At 52.6% G+C, this 24571-nt stretch carries 26 protein-coding genes and 2 pseudogenes; 21 read left to right on the top strand and 7 right to left on the bottom strand.

Features of this window, described 5'->3' with window-relative positions; translation table 11 throughout:
* The first annotated feature begins 51 nt into the window (after positions 1 to 51).
* Positions 52 to 1092, top strand: coding sequence for a SepM family pheromone-processing serine protease (locus P0X86_RS21625; protein ID WP_036673913.1), 1041 nt, complete (start codon positions 52 to 54; stop codon positions 1090 to 1092).
* Here P0X86_RS21625 and P0X86_RS21620 read toward each other — a convergent pair.
* Positions 1082 to 2323, bottom strand: coding sequence for a nucleotidyltransferase (locus P0X86_RS21620; RefSeq protein WP_277746411.1), 1242 nt, complete (start codon positions 2321 to 2323; stop codon positions 1082 to 1084). The two genes, P0X86_RS21625 and P0X86_RS21620, sit on opposite strands and share 11 nt — an antisense overlap.
* 198 nt (positions 2324 to 2521) lie before the next feature.
* Between P0X86_RS21620 and P0X86_RS21615 the strand changes: the two genes are divergently transcribed.
* The 12 genes from P0X86_RS21615 (at position 2522) to ftsY (ending at position 15062) form a co-directional block, all read left to right on the top strand.
* Complete coding sequence (locus P0X86_RS21615) at positions 2522 to 3034, top strand: YceD family protein (RefSeq protein ID WP_096776724.1); 513 nt, start codon at positions 2522 to 2524, stop codon at positions 3032 to 3034.
* A gap of 53 nt (positions 3035 to 3087) precedes the next feature.
* Positions 3088 to 3261 (top strand): 50S ribosomal protein L32, encoded by a 174-nt coding sequence (gene rpmF / locus P0X86_RS21610; protein WP_006211382.1) that lies wholly within the window; start codon positions 3088 to 3090, stop codon positions 3259 to 3261.
* A 142-nt stretch (positions 3262 to 3403) separates the two neighbouring features.
* A complete protein-coding gene (gene fapR, locus P0X86_RS21605) occupies positions 3404 to 4015 on the top strand; it encodes a transcription factor FapR (protein WP_015736373.1) in 612 nt (203 codons plus the stop codon).
* Between the two features lie 24 nt (positions 4016 to 4039).
* Entirely contained in the window at positions 4040 to 5026 is a 987-nt protein-coding gene (plsX, locus tag P0X86_RS21600) for a phosphate acyltransferase PlsX (protein WP_015736372.1), read from the top strand.
* Between the two features lie 8 nt (positions 5027 to 5034).
* The gene (locus P0X86_RS21595; protein ID WP_009594985.1) at positions 5035 to 6024 is read left to right on the top strand and encodes a beta-ketoacyl-ACP synthase III; all 990 of its coding nucleotides are present in this window, start codon (positions 5035 to 5037) and stop codon (positions 6022 to 6024) included.
* Positions 6025 to 6075: 51 nt separating this feature from the next.
* Positions 6076 to 7008, top strand: a complete 933-nt coding sequence (fabD, locus tag P0X86_RS21590; RefSeq protein ID WP_277746410.1) for an ACP S-malonyltransferase — start codon at positions 6076 to 6078, stop codon at positions 7006 to 7008.
* A 46-nt stretch (positions 7009 to 7054) separates the two neighbouring features.
* Positions 7055 to 7804: a 3-oxoacyl-[acyl-carrier-protein] reductase gene (gene fabG, locus P0X86_RS21585; protein WP_009594984.1), complete on the top strand. Its 750-nt coding sequence runs from the start codon at positions 7055 to 7057 to the stop codon at positions 7802 to 7804.
* Between the two features lie 110 nt (positions 7805 to 7914).
* Complete coding sequence (gene acpP, locus P0X86_RS21580) at positions 7915 to 8148, top strand: acyl carrier protein (RefSeq protein ID WP_006211375.1); 234 nt, start codon at positions 7915 to 7917, stop codon at positions 8146 to 8148.
* A gap of 158 nt (positions 8149 to 8306) precedes the next feature.
* Positions 8307 to 9545, top strand: a complete 1239-nt coding sequence (gene fabF / locus P0X86_RS21575; RefSeq protein ID WP_015736369.1) for a beta-ketoacyl-ACP synthase II — start codon at positions 8307 to 8309, stop codon at positions 9543 to 9545.
* A gap of 12 nt (positions 9546 to 9557) precedes the next feature.
* On the top strand, positions 9558 to 10256 hold the full coding sequence (rnc, locus tag P0X86_RS21570) for a ribonuclease III (protein ID WP_036663972.1): 699 nt from the start codon (positions 9558 to 9560) through the stop codon (positions 10254 to 10256).
* Positions 10257 to 10463: 207 nt separating this feature from the next.
* The gene (smc, locus tag P0X86_RS21565) at positions 10464 to 14033 is read left to right on the top strand and encodes a chromosome segregation protein SMC (protein ID WP_277746409.1); all 3570 of its coding nucleotides are present in this window, start codon (positions 10464 to 10466) and stop codon (positions 14031 to 14033) included.
* Positions 14034 to 14060: 27 nt separating this feature from the next.
* A complete protein-coding gene (ftsY, locus tag P0X86_RS21560; RefSeq protein ID WP_213579211.1) occupies positions 14061 to 15062 on the top strand; it encodes a signal recognition particle-docking protein FtsY in 1002 nt (333 codons plus the stop codon).
* A gap of 106 nt (positions 15063 to 15168) precedes the next feature.
* On the opposite strand, the gene P0X86_RS21555 is transcribed toward ftsY, so the two are convergent.
* From P0X86_RS21555 to P0X86_RS21530, 6 genes are all read right to left on the bottom strand, one after another.
* Complete coding sequence (locus P0X86_RS21555; protein WP_015736366.1) at positions 15169 to 15372, bottom strand: hypothetical protein; 204 nt, start codon at positions 15370 to 15372, stop codon at positions 15169 to 15171.
* Between the two features lie 63 nt (positions 15373 to 15435).
* Complete coding sequence (locus tag P0X86_RS21550) at positions 15436 to 15756, bottom strand: hypothetical protein (RefSeq protein WP_096776721.1); 321 nt, start codon at positions 15754 to 15756, stop codon at positions 15436 to 15438.
* Between the two features lie 19 nt (positions 15757 to 15775).
* The gene (locus P0X86_RS21545; protein WP_277746408.1) at positions 15776 to 16786 is read right to left on the bottom strand and encodes a polysaccharide pyruvyl transferase family protein; all 1011 of its coding nucleotides are present in this window, start codon (positions 16784 to 16786) and stop codon (positions 15776 to 15778) included.
* 24 nt (positions 16787 to 16810) lie between these two features.
* Positions 16811 to 17983 carry a glycosyltransferase family 2 protein gene (locus P0X86_RS21540; RefSeq protein WP_277746407.1) on the bottom strand — a complete coding sequence of 391 codons (1173 nt, stop codon included), beginning with the start codon at positions 17981 to 17983 and terminating at the stop codon, positions 16811 to 16813.
* Positions 17980 to 18231: a glycosyltransferase family protein gene (locus P0X86_RS21535; protein ID WP_277746406.1), complete on the bottom strand. Its 252-nt coding sequence runs from the start codon at positions 18229 to 18231 to the stop codon at positions 17980 to 17982. The genes P0X86_RS21540 and P0X86_RS21535 overlap by 4 nt, the downstream gene beginning before the upstream one ends.
* The gene (locus P0X86_RS21530) at positions 18183 to 19007 is read right to left on the bottom strand and encodes a glycosyltransferase family protein (protein ID WP_277746405.1); all 825 of its coding nucleotides are present in this window, start codon (positions 19005 to 19007) and stop codon (positions 18183 to 18185) included. The genes P0X86_RS21535 and P0X86_RS21530 overlap by 49 nt, the downstream gene beginning before the upstream one ends.
* A 411-nt stretch (positions 19008 to 19418) precedes the next feature.
* Between P0X86_RS21530 and trhA the strand changes: the two genes are divergently transcribed.
* The 8 genes and pseudogenes from trhA to P0X86_RS21490 form a co-directional block, all read left to right on the top strand.
* Positions 19419 to 20066 carry a PAQR family membrane homeostasis protein TrhA gene (gene trhA / locus P0X86_RS21525; protein ID WP_015736361.1) on the top strand — a complete coding sequence of 216 codons (648 nt, stop codon included), beginning with the start codon at positions 19419 to 19421 and terminating at the stop codon, positions 20064 to 20066.
* Between the two features lie 138 nt (positions 20067 to 20204).
* Positions 20205 to 20561 carry a putative DNA-binding protein gene (locus P0X86_RS21520; RefSeq protein WP_096776717.1) on the top strand — a complete coding sequence of 119 codons (357 nt, stop codon included), beginning with the start codon at positions 20205 to 20207 and terminating at the stop codon, positions 20559 to 20561.
* 21 nt (positions 20562 to 20582) lie between these two features.
* Positions 20583 to 21964 (top strand): annotated as a pseudogene (gene ffh, locus P0X86_RS21515) (signal recognition particle protein).
* A gap of 48 nt (positions 21965 to 22012) precedes the next feature.
* Positions 22013 to 22285, top strand: a complete 273-nt coding sequence (gene rpsP / locus P0X86_RS21510; RefSeq protein ID WP_006211361.1) for a 30S ribosomal protein S16 — start codon at positions 22013 to 22015, stop codon at positions 22283 to 22285.
* Positions 22286 to 22306: 21 nt separating this feature from the next.
* Positions 22307 to 22537: a KH domain-containing protein gene (locus tag P0X86_RS21505; protein ID WP_006211360.1), complete on the top strand. Its 231-nt coding sequence runs from the start codon at positions 22307 to 22309 to the stop codon at positions 22535 to 22537.
* Between the two features lie 112 nt (positions 22538 to 22649).
* Entirely contained in the window at positions 22650 to 23171 is a 522-nt protein-coding gene (rimM, locus tag P0X86_RS21500) for a ribosome maturation factor RimM (RefSeq protein WP_277746404.1), read from the top strand.
* A gap of 3 nt (positions 23172 to 23174) precedes the next feature.
* Positions 23175 to 23993: a tRNA (guanosine(37)-N1)-methyltransferase TrmD gene (trmD, locus tag P0X86_RS21495; protein ID WP_277746403.1), complete on the top strand. Its 819-nt coding sequence runs from the start codon at positions 23175 to 23177 to the stop codon at positions 23991 to 23993.
* A 167-nt stretch (positions 23994 to 24160) separates the two neighbouring features.
* Positions 24161 to 24538: pseudogene (locus tag P0X86_RS21490) on the top strand (collagen-like repeat preface domain-containing protein); the annotation flags it as partial.
* Positions 24539 to 24571 lie beyond the last annotated feature (33 nt).

Genomic DNA, 24571 nt, shown 5'->3' with positions numbered 1-24571 from the left:
AGACCAAACTTGGTGGAAGGCTGGATATATGAGGCGGAGGGAAGGAAAACCATGAAGAAGTCCGTAAAACCGAATGGCTTAAAAATTGCGCTGTATTTGTTGCTGGTCGGGGTCATGCTGTACGTTGTCGTTTATATGCCGACCCCTTATCTTGTATACCAGCCCGGGAGTGCCGAAGAGGTTCGTCCCATGATCAATGTCGAGAAGGGCGATCCGGCGGAAGAGGGTACGTTCATGATGACTACCGTGTCGGCAAGCTATGCCAATATGGCTTTGTTAATGCTGTCCGCGTTTAATCCTAATGCAGAGGTCGTGAAGAAGGCCGAAAAAATGGGCGATCAGAGCAAGGACGAGTATGCGGCCACGCAAGTGTATTATATGAATTCTTCACAGTCTTCCGCGATGGAAGCCGCTTATCAGGAGGCCGGAATCGATTACAGCATCGAGCCCGCTTACGTCTTCGTGATGTCGATCTCCGAGAATTCGGCCAATGCCGAGCATTTTCGGCCTGGCGATAAATTGATCAAGATCGATGGTCAGCCTGCAGAGGATAATGAGAAGATTGCCAGCCTGTTAAGCGGGAAAAGCATCGGAGAAGAGGTTTCCGTGGAGCTTGAACGCAAGGGGAAAACCGTGAAGGAACAGGTGAAGCTTGTAAGTATAAAGGATGAGAAGACCGGCGCGGAGCGTCCGGGATTAGGCGTCATGATTGCCACGATGCAGAACGTGGAGCCGGCTGATCCCGATCACACCATTCACTTTGCGAATACCAACATCGGAGGACCGTCAGCCGGACTGATCTTCACCCTTGAGATTTATAATCAGCTTACCGAAGGGGATTTAAGCAAGGGTTACCGGGTAGCCGGAACGGGTACCATCGATAAATCAGGCGCCGTAGGCCCCATTGGCGGCGTGAAGCACAAGATCGTGGCTGCCGACCGGAAGGAAGCCGATATCTTTTTTGTGCCTCAAAAAAATTACGATGAGGCCAAAAAGCGCGCGGACCGGATTAAAACGGATATGAAGCTGATCCCGGTCGATGACCTGCAGGATGCCGTGGATTATTTGGAGGAGCTGCCGCCTAAGGGGTGAGCGGCGGCAGCAGGTAATCGCTGTAGTAGTTTCCGATTTGGGGCCTAGGTTGCCCGTTAGCATAGACGGCGGCTGCCGCCAGGTCACGCTCCAGCTGAGGATGCTCCAGCTTAGCCGGCTGATGAATGACGGGGAGTGAAGCGCTTCGCTTCATTCGTTTCAGCAGCGAACGCCCCGTCTCGCTGAAGCCGAGGACCCGGATATATCCCGGACCTTTGGCGAGCTCTTCACGATTCATCGATGCCTTGTCATGATTCAGCATGATGTGCATCAGCATGCGTTGAAGCTTGGTACGCGTATAGCGCTTGGTCTTCAAGGCTTCCAGAAGGGCGTCAACCGTCGGCTGTTCCAGCTGCGATAGCGAGCGCTGAACACGATGCTCCAAGCCCTCGGTTACTTCGAGGAAGCTTTCAAGCTCAGCGGGTGTATGCGTGAGCAGGGCTTGGAACAGCGGCTGGCGAAACTGCTCCCAATGGACCGGAGCTAGTCCGCTCTTGATTTCCCGTTCCATGATGTCGTACGTGAATTCCGGCATATAGGGTCTGGCCGCTTCCAAGCCTTGTGACAGAATAATGTTCCGGATGGCGGTTGCGCTGGCAATGGATGACGTTCCCGGCAGCGGATCGTGGTAATGTGCGCTTACTCTTGGAATGGTATAGGGCGTAATGCGGCTGCCGAGGCGCTGGAGTGCGATCAGATAGTGCAGCCCCAGGGAGTTGTTCGGCTGCGTGAGCAGCTCTTGCAGCTCTGTCGTTGCCGTTGCAGGACCGGATTCACCGAAAAGGACAGCGGCGGCAGCGCCGTAGGCAGATGGGAAGTTCATGCCTTCCCGGAGGCGCTTTTCGATTTCGGATCGAAGCTCGCCGGATTCGTTTGCGAGCGAACGGGACAACGGCAGGATTTGCTCCAGCGTCCCGCTTTCGGATCCGAAGGAAAGGCAATCCACGACCCCCGTAGCTTCCAGAATGGCTACCGCACCGAACGCGAACCATTCCGCAGGCTGCACGGCATAGGTTACCGGCAGCTCGAGGCACAGGTCAACGCCCATGGCAAGGGCCATTTCCGCCCGAGCGCGCTTGCTAGCGATGGCAGGTTCGCCTCGCTGGAGAAACGGACCGCTCATCACCGCGACGACGGCATCTGCCTCCGAAACTTCTTTGGAACTGCGATAATGCAGTACATGACCGTTATGTAAGGGATTATATTCAACGACTATGCCAACCGTTTTCATTCGTTTCAACTCCTTGATTAGAATATAACATAATTGCATGACGTTCCTGCAACCATAAGCGCCCCTCCCGGGAGTGTTATAATTCTGGTAGTATGAAGAGAAATATCGGGTAACAATATAGAGGTTGTTAGGGTTATCCTGTTGACAAAACTCTCTGGGAATCGGTATAATAATCTTTGTTTGTTTGGAGTGATGGATATGCTAATTCAATTTCGTAAATTGACAACCAGCGATCAACCGTTACAGTTCCATCAAACCGTGGATGTAAGCAATGCCATTAAGGACCGGAAGGATATTGTTGCGGTTAAGCCATTAGACGTGGATTTGAAAGCAACTCCGTCGGTTACCGGTTCGGTGGATGTTCGCGGACGATTAGAAGGCGAGCTGGAGATGAATTGCTCCCGCTGCCTGAAGCCGATCAGCGAGCACGTGCACATCCCTTTTCATGAAGTGTTCCAGCCGGTGGAAGATCCTGAATCTGTGGTTCAGGATGAGGATGACGATACTACATACGTGCAGGGTGAGAGTGTGGATCTCACTCCCTATGTAGAAGAAGCATTTCTGCTCCACCTGCCGCTAGCTCCGGTTTGCAAAGCCGACTGCAAGGGACTCTGCCCGAATTGCGGCAAGGACCTGAATGAAGGCGCCTGCGACTGCGATACGGAAGTGATCGATCCTAGGCTAGCCGGACTGAAGGACTTCTTTAAATGATGATGGATATGGCACCCGTGTTCAGCGGGTTGAATTGATAAGGAGGTGGGAACATGGCAGTACCTCAACGTAGAACGTCCAAAACACGTCGTGACAAGCGTCGTACTCATTTTAAGCTGGCTGTGCCAGGCATGGTGAAATGCGAGCAATGTGGTGAATTGAAGCTTGCTCATCGCGTATGTAAAGTGTGCGGAACGTATAAAGCAAGAGAGATCATCAAACAATAGTTTCTAAATAAGTAGTACTTCATCTTTGGTGAGGTGCTATTTTTTTTGTCTCAAGTCCCTCTTTCTTTTTAACGTGACATGATTTATACTTAACATTAGTACCAGGTTCTAATATTTGCGACTAATTTACATATAAGTATGTTTGAAGATTGGCGGCTACCATAGCGGCAGAAGGAGTTGTTTCGTCATCGATCGTTTATCCAAGAAAGACCGTCACCAGCGGCTGATTCAGCTGATCGACGAGAATCCCTTTGTTACGGACCGCGAGTTGACTCGCCAGCTTAAAGTAAGCATTCAAACGATACGCCTCGACCGTATGGAACTGGGCATCCCGGAGCTCCGTGAGCGAATGAAGCAGATGGCGGAGCATTCCTATGACCAGGTTCGTTCCTTGTCGCTTGAAGAGGTGATCGGGGATGTCGTTGACCTGCAGTTGGACAAGAGCGGAATATCGATATTTGAAATCCGTGAGGAACATGTTTTCAGCAAAACGCGGATTGCCCGCGGACATTATGTGTTCGCTCAGGCCAATTCGCTTGCCATTGCCGTGATCAATGAAGAAATCGCTTTGACGTCTTCAGCGGATATACGGTTTTTGAGACAGGTGCGCCTCGGCGAGAAATGCATTGCCAAAGCCTACGTCAGGTCCATTGCCGGCCAGAAGGGGAAGGCCAAGGTGGAAGTGTTTACTTATGTCGCTGATGAAATGGTGTTTCAGGGAAATTTCGTAATCTACCGATCTGCAGGAGAATGACATAAGTGAAGGGGGAAATTTGGCATGAGAATTGTGGTTGATGCGATGGGCGGGGACAATGCCCCCCAGAGCAACGTCGACGGCGCGCTGATTGCCGCACGGGAATGGAGCGACACCGAGATCATCCTCGTCGGGGATGAGGCCCGGATTGGAGCCCTTCTGAAGGACAAGCCGTCCAATCTGAAGGTGGTTCATGCGAGCGAAGTCATCGAAGCGGAGGATGAGCCCGTTAAGGCCGTGCGCCGGAAGAAGGATGCGTCGATGGTCGTGGCGGGACGGATGATTCGGGAAGGCGAAGCGGATGCCATGATCTCGGCGGGCAACACGGGAGCGCTCATGACGACGGGATTGCTCGTCGTGGGCAGGATGAAAGGGATTGAGCGCCCCGCGCTGGCCCCTATGATTCCGACGCTCGACGGCAAGGGGATGCTCGCCTTGGACCTCGGAGCGAATATGGACTCGAAGCCGGAGCATTTACAGCAGTATGCGCTGATGGGCAGCCTGTATCGCGAGAAAGTGCACGGTATCGCCAAACCTCGCGTCGGGCTGTTAAATGTCGGTACCGAGCCGGGCAAGGGCAATGAATTGACGAAGCACGCATACCCGTTGCTTGAGGAATTGCCTATTCATTTTGTTGGCAATGTGGAGTCGCGCGATGTCATGAACGGCGTTTGCGACGTGCTCGTTTGCGACGGGTTCTCGGGCAATATTCTGTTAAAATCGATTGAAGGAACAGCCGGTGCACTCTTTTCGCTGTTGAAGGAGCAGTTCGGCAAGTCCCTTAAGACCAAGATGGCGGCCGCGCTGATGATGCCGGAGCTTCGCAGCTTGAAATCGACGCTCGATTATAAGGAGCACGGCGGTGCGCCGCTGCTTGGTCTGGGCGGCCTGGTTGTCAAGAGCCACGGTTCGTCGGATGCGAACGCCATCAAGAATGGGGTTCGTCAAGCGCGTACGGCGCTGCAGAACCGGTTGGTAGAGAGTATTTCGAATGAAATCAGCGGGAAGTGAGTGAGGAAATGAACAATTTGCGTCCGGTCGGTATTATTGGCACAGGCAAATACGTGCCTGAAAAGATTTTATCCAATAGCGATTTAGAGAAAATGGTAGATACTAGCGACGAATGGATCGTCTCGATGACGGGAATCCGCGAGCGGCATATTGCCGCGCCGAACGAAGCGACTTCGGATTTGGCTTATCACGCTGCTGTGAATGCGTTGAAATCCGCCGGCATGCAGGCTGAGGATCTGGAATTGATTATTGTGGCGACCATTACGCCGGATATGTTCTTTCCATCGACCGCTTGTTTGCTCCAGGATCGGCTTGGAGCCAAGAAAGCAGCGGCATTTGACCTGTCCGCGGCCTGCTCGGGATTTGTATACGGCCTGGCCACTGCCACCAACTTCGTGAAAACGGGCATGTACAACAACGCCCTGGTCATCGGGGTGGACTGCTTGTCCCGGATTACCGACTATACCGACCGCAACACCTGCGTCCTGTTCGGTGACGGCGCCGGAGCGGCGATCGTCGGCGAAGTGCCGGAAGGCCGCGGCTTCCAGGCGTTTGATCTGGGCGCGGAAGGCGCGGGCGGGGCCCATCTGTATATCGAGGCAGGCGGCTCGAGATTGCCGGCGTCCGCTGAAACGATTAACACCAACAAACACTACATTTACATGAACGGCCGCGAAGTGTTCAAGTTTGCGGTGCGGGTCATGGGCACTGCCACGGAAGCCGTCTTATCCAAAGCAGGCATCGACAAGAAAGATATTGATTTATTCGTTCCTCATCAAGCGAACATCCGGATTATCAAGTCGGCCATGGAGCGATTGGAGCTTCCGGAGGAGAAGGTCGTCATCAATGTTGACAAGTATGCCAACACCTCGGCCGCTTCCGTGCCGCTGGCGCTTGTGGAAGCCCAGGAGTCCGGCCGCCTGAAAGAAGGGGACAAGGTGCTGATGGTTGGTTTTGGCGGCGGATTGACATGGGGTTCCTCCGTACTCATCTGGTAAACCGAATGGATTTAACAGGACTAGTGAAAGAAGAGAAGGGAGCCAACGATTTTGGGTAAAACAGCATTTATATTTCCGGGTCAGGGCGCTCAGTCCGTCGGAATGGGAAAAGACGCCTATGATGCGGTTCCTTCCGCACGCGATTTATTTATAACCGCGGATACTCAGCTTGGATTTCCGCTCAGCTCCATTATTTTTAATGGCCCTGATGAAGATTTGAAGCAAACCGTCAACACGCAGCCGGCTCTGCTCGCAACCAGCATGGCTTATCTGGAAGCCGTTCGCGGCAAAGGAATCGTGCCGGATTACGTTGCTGGCCATTCCCTGGGCGAGTACAGTGCGCTTGTGTGCGCAGGCGTGCTCTCGTTCGAAGAAGCCGTGTCGATCGTTAGAGCACGCGGCGAATACATGGAAGCTGCTGTTCCCGGAGGACAAGGCGCCATGGCAGCCGTTCTCGGCGCAGACCGGGAGGCCCTGGCCGAGCTGTGCAAGGGCATATCGGCAGAGGGGCATGTCGTAGAGCTTGCGAACATGAACTGCCCGGGGCAAATCGTCATTTCCGGTTCGGCTCAAGGCGTTGCAGCTGCTGCAGAAAGAGTCAAGGAAGCCGGCGGCAAGCGGGCCATCCCGCTGGAAGTCAGCGGCCCCTTCCATTCTTCCTTAATGAAGGAGGCGGCTGAGCGTCTGGCCGGCAAACTGGAGCAGGCTTCATTCAACGCACCTTCCGTACCGGTGGTTGCCAACGTGACGGCGCGTCCGGTGGAAGATGCGGCTGCCATCCGCGGTTTGCTGGTGGAGCAGGTCTATTCCCCTGTGCTGTGGCATGACAGCGTGGAGTGGATGATCGCTCAAGGCGTGGACACCTTCGTTGAGATTGGTCCCGGCAGCGTTCTCAGCGGTTTGATCAAGAAAATTGATAAATCCGTCAAAGTCATGAATGTGAATAGTCTGGAGAGCGTCAATAGTTTGGAGACGGTTGTTTAAACAGCTTTTGATGCCAACCGGATCACTCTGGAAAGGAGGAACAGGTATGAGTGAAGCTCTAAAAGGACAGACTGCGCTTGTTACGGGTGCTTCCCGAGGAATCGGCCGGAGCATTGCCCTCGCACTTGCCGATCTGGGCGCGAACGTTGCTGTCAATTATGCAGGAAGCGAAGCGGCCGCAACCGAGGTTGTGGAGGCGATACGCGCAAAGGGCGTTTCGGCGATCGCGGTTAAATCCAACGTCGGACGGACCGAGGAAGCCGATGCGATGGTTAAGCAGGTGTTAGAGACTTTTGGTCGAATTGATATCTTGGTGAATAATGCGGGGATTACTAGAGATAATCTAATCATGCGCATGAAGGAAGAGGAGTTCGATCAGGTGATCGAAACGAATCTGAAAGGGGTATTCAATTGCCTCAAAGCGGTGACGCGTCCCATGATGAAGCAGCGCTATGGACGCATTATCAACATATCCTCCGTTGTCGGAGCGCTTGGCAATCCGGGACAGGCCAATTATGTCGCGGCCAAAGCCGGCGTCATCGGTCTGACCAAATCAGCCGCGAGGGAGCTGGCTTCCCGTGGCATTACGGTAAATGCGGTAGCGCCAGGATTTATCGATACCGACATGACCCGTGAACTTCCCGAGGACATGCGCGAAGGCCTGCTTGGCGGAATTCCGCTGGCCCGTCTTGGCCAGCCGGAAGAGATTGCCGGCGTGGTGACTTTTCTAGCATCTTCCAGCGCGTCTTATATGACTGGACAGGTGCTGCATGTGGATGGCGGCATGTACATGTAGAGCCGCTGCTGTTCCGGCGCTTGACGCGCCGGGCGCTAAATCGTTTTCAAATGCCTTCTATGGCAATTTGAAGTCATATCTCGTATAATGACCAAGAGGAGGTGAGCCGGATGTCCGATGTATTGGAACGCGTAAAACGCATCGTTATCGACCGCCTGGGTGTTGACGAAGCCGACGTAACATTAGAAGCATCTTTCAAAGACGACCTTGGAGCTGATTCTCTCGATGTAGTTGAATTGGTGATGGAGTTGGAAGATGAGTTTGATATGGAGATCTCTGATGAAGATGCGGAGAAAATTACGACCGTAGGTGAAGTTGTAAACTACATACAATCTCATACCTAAGTCATTACAGTTAAGTCCCGTTCTTTAGCAAGGCGGGACTTCTCCACATTCAATCAAAGCTTTAGTTCTAACAAGTGATAGATTATTACTGCCTTGGTTCATTTTGAGTCCTTGCGGTTTCATAGATGGACGGGCAGTCCACATAGAGGTGAGTCTGTTTGAAACAAAGAGTCGTTGTAACAGGAATGGGAGTCATGACCTCGCTTGGTCAAGATCTTGATACATTCTGGAACAGTTTGATGGAAGGCAAGTCCGGCGTATCCCGAATCGAAGCGTTTGACGTGAGTGATTACACCACGCAGATCGCTGCGTCCATGAAGGATTTCAACCCGGAGGATTACATGGACCGCAAGGAAGCCCGCAAGATGGACCGATTTGTGCAGCTAGCTGTGGCGGCTGGTTCGAAGGCGCTGGAGGATAGCGGTCTTGATATCGGCGTAAATGCCGATGCAGAGCGGGTCGGCGTTTCCATCGGATCGGGTATCGGCGGTTTGGGAACCTGGGAGGATCAGCATAACATCCTGCTGGAAAAAGGCCCGAAACGTGTAAGCCCCTTCTTTATTCCGATGATGATCGCCAACATGGCCTCAGGCCAAATGTCCATCAATCTGGGAGCCAAAGGGCCGAACACCACCCAAGTGACGGCTTGTGCTACCGGAACGCATTCGATCGGCGATTCCTATCGCCTGATTCAGCGCGGCGATGCCGACGTCATGATCTGCGGCGGGGCGGAGGCGACCATTCGTCCGACGGGGATGGCTGGTTTCTGCGCTATGCGCGCAATGTCGACCCGCAATGACGAGCCGGAGAAGGCCAGCCGGCCATTCGATACCGGCCGCGACGGTTTTGTCATGGGTGAAGGTGCCGGCGTGCTCGTCATCGAATCCCTTGAGCACGCGTTGAAACGCGGAGCCAAGATCTACGCCGAGGTGGTTGGTTACGGCCTTAGCGCCGATGCCCATCACATTACCGAGCCGGATCCGGACGGGGCAGCCCGCTGCATGAAGATGGCGATCCGCGACGCAGGCATTGCGCCGGAAGACGTGGATTACATTAATGCACACGGGACATCTACGCCGGTGGGTGACCGCTCGGAAACGAAGGCCGTCAAGATGGCTCTTGGCGACCATGCATACAAAGTGGCCGTGAGCTCGACCAAGTCGATGACAGGTCACTTGCTTGGGGCCGCCGGCGGTGTCGAGGCGGTTATCTGCGGATTGAGCTTGAAGAACCAGACCATTGCACCGACGATTAACCTGGAGGATCAGGATCCGGAGTGCGATCTGGATTACGTGCCGAATCACCCGCGTAAAGCCGATTTGGATGTCGTGATGTCCAATTCGTTCGGGTTTGGCGGGCATAATGCCACGATTATCCTGAAAAAATACGCCGAGTAAGGGGACAGTGTGTTGAGTGGAGATCTGAAGCAGTTACAGCATAAACTTCAAATCCAGTTTCGCAATGCAATGCTGCTGAAGCAGGCCTTTACCCACGCATCTTATGTAAACGAGCATCGCTTCAGTCAGAGCCAGGACAACGAGCGACTTGAATTTCTCGGAGACGCCGTTCTGGAACTGACGGTCAGCGAATTCTTGTACAACCTTTTTCCGGACCGTCCGGAAGGCGAATTAACCAAGCTGCGGGCCGCTATCGTATGCGAGCCCTCCCTGGTGCAATTTGCTGTAAGTCTGGACTTTGGACGATACGTTCTGCTAGGCAAAGGAGAGGAAATGACGGGCGGTCGAACCCGCCCGGCACTTCTTGCGGACGTATTCGAATCATTTGTGGGGGCGCTTTATTTGGATCAGGGATTGGAAGCGGTTCGCCGGTTTTTGAGCGACCACGTCTTCCCTACGGTGACCGTCAACGGTCGACCGCAGATGAGCGATTATAAGACCGAGCTTCAGGAACTGACCCAGCATCACGGCATGGGCGCACTGGAATATCGTATCGTAGAAGAGCGAGGACCGGCGCATGAGCGGGAGTTTGTCTCGGAGGTATACATGGGAAGCGAATGTCTTGGACGCGGAAGCGGCAGATCCAAGAAAGAAGCCGAGCAGCAGGCAGCGGCGGTAGCCTTAAAGCAGCTGAAACGTGCGGATGCCTAAAGCTTCGCTGATGTGATGACAAACAAAGAGCAAAGAGCAGTCAAGCGGATAACCGGACCCGGATAGGATGACTGTTTTTTGCTCTTTTCGTTGTCTGTCTTTTGTTAAAGGGGACAGCTGCTTATAACGTTGATGGGCCTCGTCCAAAGACGGCGGTGAAGCCGATTCTACTTGTGGTACAATAGCAGGAGAGGTGATAGTTCGAATATGTTTTTGAAACGGATCGAGTTAGCAGGATTTAAATCGTTTGCCGACAAGACGGAGATGGAGTTTGTCCGGGGAATCACGGCCGTTGTAGGTCCGAATGGCAGCGGCAAGAGCAATATTTCCGACGGGATCCGCTGGGTGCTTGGCGAGCAAAGCGCTAAATCCCTCCGCGGAGGCAAGATGGAGGACATTATCTTTGCCGGAAGCGATGCGCGTAAAGCGGTCAATTATGGGGAGGTTTCCCTTACGCTGGACAATGAGGACCATGTGCTGCCGCTGGATTTTAACGAGGTGACCGTAACCAGACGGGTGCACCGCAGCGGGGACAGTGAGTATTTCATTAACAGGCAGTCCTGCCGGTTGAAGGATATTACGGAGCTGTTCATGGACACCGGGATCGGCAAAGAAGCCTATTCCATCATTGGACAAGGCCGCATTGAAGAAATTCTGAGTACACGATCAGAAGATCGCCGGGGGATTTTTGAGGAAGCTTCCGGGATCGTTAAATATAAGTCTCGTAAAAAAGAGTCTGTGCGCAAGCTGGATGAAACGGAGCAAAATCTGCTTCGCATCCATGATTTGGTCACCGAGCTGGAGGATCAGATCGGACCGCTCAAAGAGCAGTCCGAGAAGGCGATTCGCTACAAGGAGCTCCGGGAGGAGCTGAAGCACAAGGAAATTTCGCTGTATGTGTATCAGATCGAACAGATACATACCTCATGGAGCGAGGCTAATGCCAAGCTTGAACAGCTGAAGGAAGAGCAGCTTGCCTTATCCACCGTAGTATCCGCGCATGATGCCAAGCTGGAGAGTGACCGATCGGCCCTTCGCCAGCTGGAGCAGGAAGTTGAGGATCTGCAAAGTCAGCTGCTTCAATTCAGTGAGCTGTTCGAGAAGAGCGAGGGTTATGGCGAGGTGCTCAAGGAACGCCGCCGCAACCTGGAACGTACGCGCGAGCAGCTGGAAGAAAGCTTGCACTCGGGCGATCATCGTCTGGAAGAGCGTGTAGGCGAGCTCGCGAGAATGAAGAGCAAGCTGCAGGATCTGCAGCAGGAGCTTACCCTGGTTCGGGATCAGCTGTCGGCGGAAGAAGCGAAGCTGGTTGGCGTAACCGGCGGTATCAGCCAGCAGCAGGAAGAGAGCTTGAAGGGGAATTTGCTGGAGCTTATGAACCAAATGGCGCAGGCGCGGAATGAAATCCGGTATGCGGACCAGCAGCAGGAAGCGCTCGACCGGCGGATGAACCGGGCGCAGGAGGAATCCGGCAAATGGGAAGCCCTGAAAGAAGATCTGCTTCGTCGCAAAGATAGCATCGATCGAAGCATTGAACGTTTCGGCAAAGAAATTGCGGACCTTCGCAGCGGTTACATCAGCGAAAGCGAGCGGTATCAGTCCTTGCAGAAACTGCAGGAGGAGACGCAGGGAGCCCTTCGGAAATGGGAGCAGAAGCGGGAAGCGCAAATATCCCGTCGCGATACCATGAAAGAGCTTCAGGACGATTTTGACGGATTTATGCTGGGCGTTAAGGAAGTGTTGAAGGCTTCGCGCAAATCCGTGCTCCATGGCGTCCATGGTGCGGTGGCCGAGCTTATTCGCGTGCCGGAAAAGCTAGAGCTTGCGATGGAGACCGCCCTTGGCGCGTCGGTTCAGCATATCGTCATGGAGAACGAATCCGTGTCGAGGCAGGCGATTTCCTTCCTGAAACAGCGCCAGTTAGGCCGTGCGACATTTCTGCCTTTGGACGTTATTCGTCCAAGGAACGTATCGGCATCCGACCGGCACTTGGCGGAAGGGGAGGCCGGGTTCGTAGGGTTTGGCTCCGAGCTGGTGAAGTATGATTCCAGATACAGCAACATCGTTGGCAGTCTACTTGGCAATGTCGTTATCGCCGAGACCCTGGAGCAAGCGAATAAAATCGCGGCGCGATTCTCCTATCGATTCCGCGTTGTCACCCTAGAGGGAGACGTCGTCAATGCAGGCGGCTCCATGACAGGCGGCAGTCAGCATAAAAAGACAAGCAGCCTGCTGGGACGCAAACGGCAGCTGGAGCAGCTCGATCAGGAAATTTCGGAAACCGAGAAGCAGCTGGAGAAGCTCCAGCAGGGCATAGAAGGCGTTCGGAATCAAATGATTGAATCTCAAGATAAGCTGGACGAGCTTCGCAAAGCCGGAGACGACAAACGGATCGAGGAACAGCAGGCTGCGGGCGACCGCAAGCAGCTTGAGCATGAGCTGCGGCACGTCCTCGAGCAAGCCGAGCTGGCAGGCGAAGAGAAGAGCAGTCAAGAGAAGGAAGCCAAGGAAATTCAGCAAAGCCGTGAACGCGCGCAGAAGCTGCTGTCTGAGCTGGAGGAAGAAGAGAAGTCCACCCATCTGGCCATCCAAGCGGCAGAGTTTGCCCGAAAAGCAAATGAATCGGCCAAGGAAGAGCTTCAGAGCCAGCTGACAACCCTCAAGGTTCGCGAAGGAAAGCTGGATCAGGAAACCTTCTCGCTTGAGGAGCAGCTGAAACGCCTGCAATCGGATGTTGACAACCATGAGAAGGAACAGAAGCAGAACCGCACGATGCTGGCCTCCGTTCAAGCGGACCTAAGTCAGAACGAAAGCGAGAGCGTCAAGCAGATCGAGGATCTGAACCAGTACAAGCTGAAGAAGGAAGAAGCCACGCAGCAGCTCGAATTCAAACGGGCGGCACGCAGCGCGCTAAGCCGGAAGCTGGAGCTGGAAGAGAGCGAAACCAAGGAACAGCGCACCCAGCTGCGGTCCGTGGATGATCAGCTGCGCCAGACCGAGATTGGGGTAAACCGGCTCGATGTCGAGCTTGAAAATATATTAAAGAAGTTAAGCGAGGACTATGAGCTGAGCTACGAGCTTGCCAAGCAGCGGTATCCGATTCCGGAAGACATCACGGCCGCTCAGAACGAAGTTCGTGATTTGAAACGGTCCATCACTTCCCTGGGGGACGTCAATCTCGGGGCCATTGAAGAATACCAGCGCGTCAATGAGAGATACCTCTTCCTGAGCGAGCAGAAGGCGGACCTGGTAGAAGCGAAAACGACGCTCTACCAAGTCATTAAGGAAATGGACGATGAAATGTCCAAGCGCTTCAAGCAGACCTTCGATGCCATCCGGCGCGAGTTCGGCACGGTGTTTACGAAGCTGTTCGGAGGAGGACGAGCCGACCTGATCCTGATCGATCCGGAACGATTGCTTGAGACGGGGATCGATATCGTCGCCCAGCCTCCAGGCAAGAAGCTGCAGAATCTGCAGCTGCTCTCCGGCGGAGAACGTGCATTAACGGCTATGGCGCTGCTGTTTGCCATTTTGCAGGTGAAGCCGGTTCCGTTCTGCGTGCTTGATGAAGTCGAAGCGGCGCTAGATGAAGCGAACGTGGTACGATTTGCCCAGTATCTGCGCGAATTCTCTGAACAAACGCAGTTTATTGTGGTCACCCACCGCAAAGGAACGATGGAAGAGGCGGACGTGCTGTACGGCGTCACGATGGAGGAAGGCGGCGTGTCGAAGCTGGTATCCGTCAAGCTTGAGAATGAGGAAGCGGAGATTGCCTAATTTAACATAACGACATGGAGGGTACGTATGAGCTTTTTTAAGAGGTTAAAAGAGAGCATTTCCAGCAAAACGGAAAACGTAACAAAACAGTTCCGCGACGGATTGGAGAAAACCCGGAAGGGGTTTATCGAGAAAGTATCGGACCTGGTGATTCGCCGGAAAAAGATCGATGAGGAGTTCTACGAGGAATTGGAAGAGATTCTGATTGGCGCTGACGTCGGCGTCAATACGGTGATGGATCTGATGGACGATCTTCGTGCCGAGGTGAAAAAACGGCGGATCGAGGACGCTGCCGATTTGCAGCCGGTATTGTCCGAGAAGCTGATGGGACTTCTCCGTGATGACAGCAGCAACGAGCTGCGGGAGAATCCGGACGGGATTACGGTCATCTTGTTCGTGGGCGTTAACGGAGTCGGCAAAACAACAACGATTGGCAAGCTGGCGCATCGTTACAAGCAGGAGGGCAAGAAGGTTTTGCTCGCAGCGGGAGACACCTTCCGGGCCGGTGCGATCGAGCAGCTGGAGGTATGGGGGGAGCGGGTTGGCGTTGAAGTCATTAAACAGCAGCCCGGCTCAGACCCGGCAGCCGTCATGTTTGATGCGGTTCAAGCCGCCAAGCAGCGGCAGGCGGATGTCCTGCTCTGCGATACGGCGGGACGCCTTCAGAACAAAACGAATCTGATGGAAGAGCTGAACAAAATCTTCCGCGTCATTCAACGCGAAATTCCAAGTGCCCCGCACGAGGTGCTGATGGTCCTTGACGCGACGACGGGACAGAATGCGCTGAGCCAGGCGAAGCTGTTCGGCGAGAAGAGCGGCGTGACCGGCCTCGTGTTAACCAAGCTCGATGGTACGGCTAAGGGCGGAATCGTCATCGCGATCCGTCAAGAGCTGAATTTGCCGGTGAAGCTGGTGGGCTTGGGGGAGAAGATGGGTGATCTGCAGACCTTCGATTCGGAGCAGTTTGTGCATGCTCTCTTTGCGGGTTTGATTAAAGAAGAAGAGAATGCTGAAGAACAACAAGACTAGACCCTTGTCTAGCGAAAACGAGCAGGTATACAAAAAAAGGACCGAAAGATTTACTTTCGGTCCTTTTTTGTGTTCAGTTCGGTCCAAGAGCCATGCATACTTATTCTTACGAAGAAACGATTCGAACGAATTCAATCGAGCGAAGCGGGATGATGGCGGTATCGGTTGGCGGGCCATAGATGATCGGCGGTACTTTTAAGGTGATGGTTCCCTCGCCCACTTTGTTCAGCGTGCCGATGATGACATCTCCCGACACGGTTACTTCGGTTTCCGAGCCGATAAATCCTTGAAGCCAATCCACGTAGCGCATATCGGTTAACCTCCTTGCCGTAAATGAATGTTTGGAGCTGATCTTCAGCATCCCTAAGCGGGATTACTGAACGGAAGTAATATTGGCGAATGGAATCAGCACAAGGTCACCGGATGCTTCACGAAGCTGAACGCCGTCTTCGGCGGTGGCCAAAACGATCCCCTCCAAGGTGACAAACGTTGTGCTTACTCTAACCTGTTGACCGGTGCGGACTTCGAAATACTGAGTCAGTTCCGGATTAATGGTTAGCCCCGTGAGCACCTGGCTCTCCAGCGATTCCACCCTAACGGTTAATTGACTGGTTTCCTGGCTTAGAAGCTCGACCTGCCGCGTTAGTTTTTTTACTCGTCCGGCAAGCTTTCTGCAGAACAGGAAGCAACACATACTCATTCTCCTTTCTGTATTACCAACGGTTGTGCTCTTCGATGTGATTCTTTAAATCGAGGAGCGAGGCTGTGCTTTTTTTCTCGGCTGCCCGGATCAGCGGCATCATCTGCTGCACGTGACCAGGGCCGTATTTAAGGAAGCTCTCGGTTCTATCCACCAGCGCATCAAGCGGCTGACGGTAATCCGTAAAGTATTGGCCGAGATGAAAAGAGCTCAGCAGGCTGTGCACTTTGCCCATGGTGCTGAGCGCCAGTACGGGTTTGCCTCCGCGTAAAGCGGCCAGCGAAGGATGAAGCTTGAACGAGATCAGATAGTCCACGGATTGTATGAAACTGTAGGTGAGCTCAATATCCATGAGAAACGGCAGCGTTTCAATGGAAGCGCCGGGCGTTAGCTCCCTTACCTTCTGCTGTAACTGGAGGCATGTGCTGTAATCGGAATACGCGTTCCCCGGATGATGAATGACCGGAATTAGGACGGCATGATAGCCTGCTGCGACAAGATGACCCAGCAATTTGGTCATATTATCCATCGGGAACGATTCATAGGAAAACACAACAACGCCAATCGTTGGACGCTTCGAGAATCGTTTTACCGGGATGTCGGGCTGACGGTAGCCGAATACCATATCTGGGGCCGTTTCGACGTTTCGGTGAAAGCCAGCCCGCTTGGCGATGGCCGACGATCGTTCATCCCGAAACACCGCGCGTTTTGCCTGGGAGATCATCTCCCGGTAGGCGGATACCTGCTCTTCAGGCCAGGTGTGTTCCGGGTAGGCATCGACGATGCCGACGCCGTAAACCCAGGTAGGCTGTCCTTTGAGCTGCGGAGGGAAGTAATACGAATTGAACGAGTAAGGTGTAATCAAATCGCCACCGCCGATGATAAAGGCATCCGTCTGACGGGGATCCAGTCGGGAATTCCAAGGATAGACGTGGTGTTCGTGGAATACTTGTCGAAGGGTGTGAAGAAACAAATCATCGCCGAAGTTTCCCATTCCATAGTAGCCGGAAGCGGCAATATGCATGACGTATCACCTCCTTTTCAATCGCTAACCCTGCATGGTTTGCTGATACCAGGCTTCGTAGAGGCTGCGGCTTCGTTGGCTGGTGCTGCCGCCATAAACGACGCGATGATACAACAGCGCATCCACACAGATCGGCGAACTTTGTTTAAGAACGCGTGCGGTCACATCGATATCTTCGAAGATGCGTCCGAAACGATCCTCGCGATTCCACCAGCCGTCAACGGCGACCAGGGAAGATTTGCGGTACATTCGGGGAACGAGCGGGTGGTCGTGTTCATGCGATCGATTGAAGGACGGAGAGTATATCGAATATAGCTTGCCGGAGTCAACATTCCTTCTCCATAACGGACCGAGCTGCCGGGTTCGTTCCCAGCATCCGTATCTGCCCGTGGCGATCAGCCCGTCCGGATTTTTGTCAAGCGCCTCGGATAGGAGAGCAACCGTTTCGGGTGCCAGCCAATCATCCCCATCCAATTCCAGAATATAGTGACCTTTTGCTTCCGTAAGCAGGCGATTCATCATGATCGCCTTTCCTCGGTTACGCGATTGTGTTATCACCCTTATTCGACCGTCATGAAAAGCGCAGGCTTCCTTCAGACTTTCGTCCTCCGAGCCGTCATCGCCGATTAAGAGCTCCCAGTTTTCGTTCGTTTGCGCCAATACGGAACGAATGCTCCAGCCTAAAGTGTCCTTCATGTTATAAATGCTCATGAGAATGGAGACTTCTGGCTGCTGAGGCGGTTTGGAAGATAAAGCCCCTTCGGGGCCAGCGGCGCTATCTTGCCTCCGTGTTGCAGACAGAACGGGGAGAATATACTCCAGCTCCTTCTGATACGGTGGGTAATGCGCAGCTTTCAGATGTAACGTTAGGCTGGAATCGACTGGCAGGAGATCATAAGGCAGAAATCTGGCAGCGGGAAGCTTGTCATTCCAGCGGGCGAGGGCGGCAAGCAGCCAGGCTCTTCTCCAATAGATCGGGGCACCGCTCCTACATATACAGACGACATGGTCCGGTATATGAAGCGGCATTGGGACCAGAGCCGACGTTCCCCGATGGGTAAACGACAAGCTGCAGCTCCATAAAATCCACTCGCGGTCTGTCCCTGATACTTCCTGAATGACCCGCTCACGATAAGATGCGGCATCGGTGGACCTATAGCCGAACGGCTGCGTACGGATCGTGGCGTAAGGGATCACTGGGCATTCATGCTTTTGTCCATGATGGCTTGCCGGATGACTTGATCGGCTTTCAATCCGCGTTCAACCCAGCGGTTCTCTCTGGCGTAGGCTATGCGGGCGAGCTTGTGCTCTGCTGAATCGGGGCGATCCAGCATGGCTGCCAGCTTGCCCAAGAAATCATCATGGGTCGTCGCTGTGGTGACGTGCGGCTCCATGGCTATGCATTCCGGCAGCGCCGTCGACAGCACCCGGACGCCGGAAGCCATATACTCGTATGCTTTGACCGGATTGGTAGCGAGCGTAATCGGATGGTATTGGAAGGAATCAACGCAACGTCGATATGAGTAAGGTAACGCTTCAGCTCCTGGTGCGGCTTTTCCCCGAGAATATGCACGTTCGGTAGCTTCGAATAATCGCCGGAGCTGCCGTAAGGAGCACCAATGGAAACGAATTGGACGTTCGGAAACCGAAGGGCGGCCTTAGCGAACAGCTCATGGTCCACCCAATATGCCCAGGCTCCGATATAAGCAACAACAGGACCCGGAGGGAGATCGGCGGGTCTTTCGCTGAATGGAATATGAAAAAATGAAGAGTCAGCTCCATTCGGGATCAGGGTGAGCGGTTTATCCGGATAAGCCAAGGACAACCGGGTGTGGATCACCTCTGCGGTACACACGACATGGTCCGCCTCATCAATCATTTTCGGTTCATATTTAGCCCAATGCGGAAATTCGTCACAGCAGTCGTAGATCGTAATATCGGGCTTGAAAAGCGTGGAAATGCGCGTCCGGAGCTTAGACCAGGTGGTCCAAACGACAATGGGATGTTCTTTGCGGAGGGCAGGCAGCTTTTTGTGCAGAAACGTTTTGGTATCGGTGAACAGATACACATTCGGTTCAATTTCTTTGAACTCCTTATCGAGCGGGGCCAGGTTTTCGAAGAAAACCTGATGACCAAGCGAGCCCAATTGCGCCATAAGCTGCTGCGGTCTCTGTTTCATGTACGACCAGTTCATCGTTCTCGGATAAATGATGACAGCCAAGAGGTTTCCTCCTTTCTTTGTACTCCGGATAATATATGCAATGCTAGCTTCATAGAATTGGACGAATGCGCCGAATCGCTGAAAAATGGTTGATTTCTACAGGCTTTCCCCTGGCCGGAACGAATCTATTAAATTCCATATATTGCCTTCAATATGACGTTTCGGTCCTGTCTTTTCATATAAAACGAGGGAGAGTGAAGGTTCGCGAATTCCAAGAAGGTACTTGTTGCGTTCGGAGCTCGTTCCTACCGCAAAGAAGCTGATATGGGCGTCCGCTGGATTTTGCATGCAGGCAGAGCTTATAATGAAGTATAAGTTGGGTTCAAAAAGTCGCTTCATGTGCTGCTGCGTGATCAAAAGATGACTTTTTGAACAACCTCTATAAGATTTCAGAGCGAAAGGATACCTGTTATGGCCAATACTTACACTTATCCGCGCAGAGAAGAGATAGCGAACGCAATAACGCATGGCATAGGAGCGGCGCTAAGCGTTGCCGCGCTGGTGCTCCTGATCGTTTTTTCAAGCTTGAAGGGCACAGCCTGGCATGTTGTGAGCTTTACGATCTACGGATCCACGATGCTTCTTCTATACTTGAGCTCAACGCTCGTTCACGGCTTGAGGGACGGGAAAGCCAAGGATTTCTTTGAGTTTATGGACCACTCTTCCATTTATTTGTTTATCGCGGGGACCTATACGCCGTTCCTGTTGGTCGCCATCCGGGGGCCGCTGGGCTGGAGTCTCTTCGGAATCGTATGGGGCATTGCGCTGTTCGGCGTCGTATTTAAAGCGTTTTTTGTCAAAAAGTTTCTGTTCCTCTCCACGATTTTCTACATTGCGATGGGCTGGCTGATCGTCATTGCCTGGAATCCGTTAACGGCGGTAGTCGCGCCTCAAGGCATGAATTTGCTAGTTCTTGGCGGCGTGCTGTACACGCTGGGTACCATTTTCTATGTATGGAGAGGCTTCCCGTACCATCATGCCATCTGGCATTTGTTTGTGCTGGCGGGCTCGATTCTCCACTTTTTTGCGATACTGATATACCTTCTGCCTATCGGTTGAACCGCTGGGAAGACGGCTTTCTGCGCATGATGAAGGATGACAAGGGAAATGGCTTGACATCCTTCTTCGTTTTTTGTATGATAAGGTTCGTTAAGCGAACTGTAAAGTGTTTTTCCTTGACGAGGGGGGTGCCCTTAAATGAGTCAGGAGAATCGGCTCGAGAAGACGAACCGGATCAATTTGCTGTTCGATTTCTATGAGCAGCTGCTGACAGAGAAACAGCAGACCTTTTTGAAATATTATTTCCATGACGATTTTTCCCTGGGCGAAATCGCCGGCGAATTTGAGATTAGTCGTCAGGCCGTCTATGAGCATATTAAGCGCGCAGAGCAGGTGCTCGAGTCTTATGAAGAGAAGCTGGGACTCCTGAGCAAGCATGAGGCGCGTGTCCGAGAGCTGGATAAGTTCCGGGAAATGGTGGAGACTAGCGACCTGGACGAACAAGATAAGCATGTAATGACCGATATGGTCGAACGATTAAAAGTATGGGATTAAGTATGAACGGAGGTGGCGGATATGGCGTTTGAAGGATTGACCAGCAGACTACAGAATGTGTTCAGCAAGCTTCGTGGTAAAGGCAAGGTGTCCGAAGAAGATGTAACAGCCGCCATGCGTGAAGTTAGACTCGCGCTTCTGGAAGCCGACGTTAACTTCAAAGTGGTTAAGGATTTCGTATCCAAAGTAAAAGAGAAGGCCATCGGCAAGGAAGTGATGGACAGCTTTACGCCCGGCATGGTGATCATCGACATCGTTAACAAAGAGCTGACGGAGTTGATGGGGGAAGCCAAGCCAAGCTGGCGAAGAGCAATAAGCCGCCGACGGTCATTATGATGGCCGGTTTGCAAGGTGCCGGTAAGACAACGACCTCGGGCAAGCTGGCTAAGCTGCTTCAGAAGCAGAACAGCCGACCGCTGCTCGTGGCAGGCGACATCTATCGCCCCGCTGCGATCAAGCAGCTCGAAGTGCTCGGCAATCAGATCAATGTGCCGGTATTCTCCTTAGGAGACAAGACAAGCCCGGTTGAAATCGCGAAGCAGGGCCTGCAGCATGCCAAAGATAACGGCCACGATTATGTCATTATCGATACCGCCGGCCGGCTGCATGTCGATGAAGAGCTGATGGAAGAATTGAAGCAGATCCACAGCGTGGTGAATCCTGATGAAGTCCTGCTTGTCGTTGATGCGATGACGGGTCAGGATGCGGTGAATGTCGCGGAAAGCTTCAACCAGCAGCTGACGCTCACGGGCGTCGTGCTGACAAAGCTGGACGGTGACACCCGAGGCGGTGCTGCCCTCTCGGTTAAGGCCGTTACCGGATGTCCGATTAAATTTGCGGCGCTCGGGGAGAAGATTGATGCGCTCGAGCCGTTCCATCCGGAACGGATGGCATCGCGGATCCTCGGCATGGGCGATATGCTGTCTCTTATCGAGAAAGCACAATCGAACATTGATGCGGACAAGGCCAAGGAAATGGAACGTAAAATGCGCAATGCCGAATTTACGTTTGAGGATTTCTTGGAGCAAATGGATCAAGTGAAGAAGCTCGGTCCTCTGGATCAGCTGATGGATATGATTCCAGGCATGGGCAAGATGAAGCAAGCCAAGGATCTCAAGGTTGACGAGAAGCAGATGGGACGCATCGAGGCTATCGTCCACTCCATGACAACGGCGGAGAAGCAGCAGCCTGACATTATCAATCACAACCGTCGTAAACGGATTGCGGCCGGCAGCGGAACCTCGCTGGCTGAAGTGAACCGGCTCATCAAGCAGTTTGACGAAATGCGCCGCGTGATGAAACAGTTCTCGGATATGATGGGTCCTAAAGGCGGCAAGAACAAGGCCTTGAAGCAGCTGAAGGGCCTGACCGGCGGAAAAGGCATGAAGTTTCCGTTCCGTTAAGCCCCGGTTATATCGAATGGACATTTTTTGAAGGAGGTGAATTTTCAAATGGCAGTACGTATTCGTCTGAAACGCATGGGTGCTCACAAGGCTCCTTTCTACCGCGTGGTGGTTTCTGATTCCCGTTCCCCACGTGACGGCCGTTTTATCGAGGAAATCGGTTATTACAATCCGGTTGCTCAACCGGCTGAAGTTAAGATCGATGAAGAGAAAGCACTGAACTGGCTTCAAAATGGTGCGCAAGCATCTGACACGGTTCGCAACTTGCTTAGCAAAGCGGGCGTAATGAAGAAGTTTCATGAGCTGAAGCATCAGAAATAAGACTGATCGCGAGGGTTATCTATGGAAGAATTAGTTCGCGTTATTGCTAAGGCTTTAGTGGATCATCCAGAAGATGTGACTGTGAAAACCGTTGAGAAGGAGCACTTGATTGTATATGAACTGTACGTGCATCCTGACGATGTCGGGAAGGTCATAGGCAAACAAGGGCGTATCGCCAAATCATTGCGTACAGTCGTTACATCGGCGGCAGTTAAAATGGATAAACGGGTGACCGTTGATATCATTTCTTAAAATATACGAAAGGGGGTTAGGATGCATGTCCTAGCCCTTTTTCGTACATGCTGAAGAAATCAGCCGGTCATACCAGCTTAGAACGTTCATTAAGTGATGCAGGAGGAAGACCATGTCTGAAAAGTTGTATACCGTAGGCAAAATCGTGAACACGCACGGCATTCGCGGCGAAGTTAAGGTCATGCCGCATACGGATTTTGCCGACCAGCGTTTTGCCGCGAAGAGCAAGCTGTATATCGTTCCCGACAAAGGGAATAAGATTGAAGTAACGGTCGAAACATCCCGCTTTCATAAAAACATGTATGTCCTGAAATTCAAGGAGCTTCATGGGATTAACGAGGCTGAAAAATATAAGGGCTCGCTGCTGAAAATTACCGAGGATCTTCAGGAGGAGCTTCCGGAGAACGAGTACTATTTCCACGAGATCATTGGTTGCAAGGTGATAACGGATGAGGAACCGGCTGAGGAGCTTGGCACGATTTCCGAGATTTTGACGCCGGGCGCCAATGACGTATGGGTTGTCAAAACGCCTAAGGGAAAAGAAATTCTACTCCCGGCCATACCGGATGTCGTACTGGATGTCGACAAGGAATCGAAGCTTGTCCGCGTGCATCTTATGGAAGGGTTGTTATAGTCCATGCGGATTGATGTGTTGACGCTGTTTCCCGAAATGTTTGATGGCGTGTTCCATTCGAGTATTCTGGGTAAAGCGGCCGAGAAAGAAATCGTGAACCTGAATGCCATCAACTTCCGCCAGTATGCCGGGAACAAGCATGGGCAGGTCGACGATACTCCATATGGAGGGGGTGGCGGAATGGTGTTAAAACCGGACCCGATTTTTGCTGCGGTAGAGGACATCCTCGCTTCGGATCCGAATGAGATTTCGAATCATGGGGAGGGAGTTCATCCTGCCGGAGAGATTTCGGCTGATATCACCGGCCCAGCCAAGCCTCCGCGAGTCATTCTGATGTGCCCGCAAGGAGAGACTTTTACGCAGAAGAAGGCGGAAGAGCTGTCTCAAGAAGAGCATCTGGTGTTTATATGCGGGCATTACGAAGGTTACGATGAACGAATCCGCGAGTTTCTCGTGACGGATGAGTTATCCATCGGAGATTACGTGCTTACCGGCGGAGAGCTGCCGGCCATGGTGGTCATCGATTCCGTCGTCCGATTGCTGCCGGGTGTACTTGGGAATGAAACCTCGGCGGTGACGGATTCATTCAGTACGGGCCTGCTGGAATACCCGCACTATACACGTCCGGCGGAGTTCCGCGGCTGGAAAGTGCCGGATATTTTGCTAAGCGGTCATCATGCGAATATCGATGTATGGCGCCGTGAACAAGCGCTCAAACGAACATGGGAAAGACGCCCTGAATTATTGGAGGGACTGGAGCTTTCGAAACAGGATACGGCGTATCTTGAGAAATTACGTGCCCAAAGCGGCAAGGCAAAATGAAACTAATAACTTGGATGACGAAAAGAGAGGGCTTCTCTTAAATGGGCCTTCTCTTTTTTTGTTGCGGCTCAACTGTAAGATTTCGAACCTATTGTTCGCCCAGTGAATAATCTGCAGATATGGGTGTTTGCTGAGTCGTAGAGAAGCAGAACGAGGAGTGAAGCATATTGGATTCCCCACGGAGAGGAAATCGCGGCAAATTGAAGTGCACGCCTTCACGAAAAATAGCGCCCAGGCGAACGAGGTTAAGAGAGCTTTGGTTGAGTCGCCTGGTTTGGTCGTTTCGCCAATTGAGAGCACTTGTCCGCATATTCATTGAGCAACCGGTACATGAAAACTTCATTCGTCTAAAAAGACAAGTTCGACGGATCCAAAAAATGTTGTTGTCTTCCAATATGTCACTATCTAAAAGCGAAAAGCGATTTATCCGAACGGCCGCTGAGCAAGTATTAGTTATTTCTAATATGAACAATAGCAGAGAAATTATAGATCGAATAAACTTTTTTGCAGTACTTATCCTTTCTTATGCCGAGCGCATCGGAATAGGAAGATTGATTAGATCATCCATTCTTGAAATT

It is taken from the genome of Paenibacillus sp. BR1-192 (assembly GCF_029542445.1).
GTDB classification, from domain to species: domain Bacteria; phylum Bacillota; class Bacilli; order Paenibacillales; family Paenibacillaceae; genus Paenibacillus_AQ; species Paenibacillus_AQ lautus_A.
This window is presented reverse-complemented; position numbering and strand designations above follow the sequence as displayed.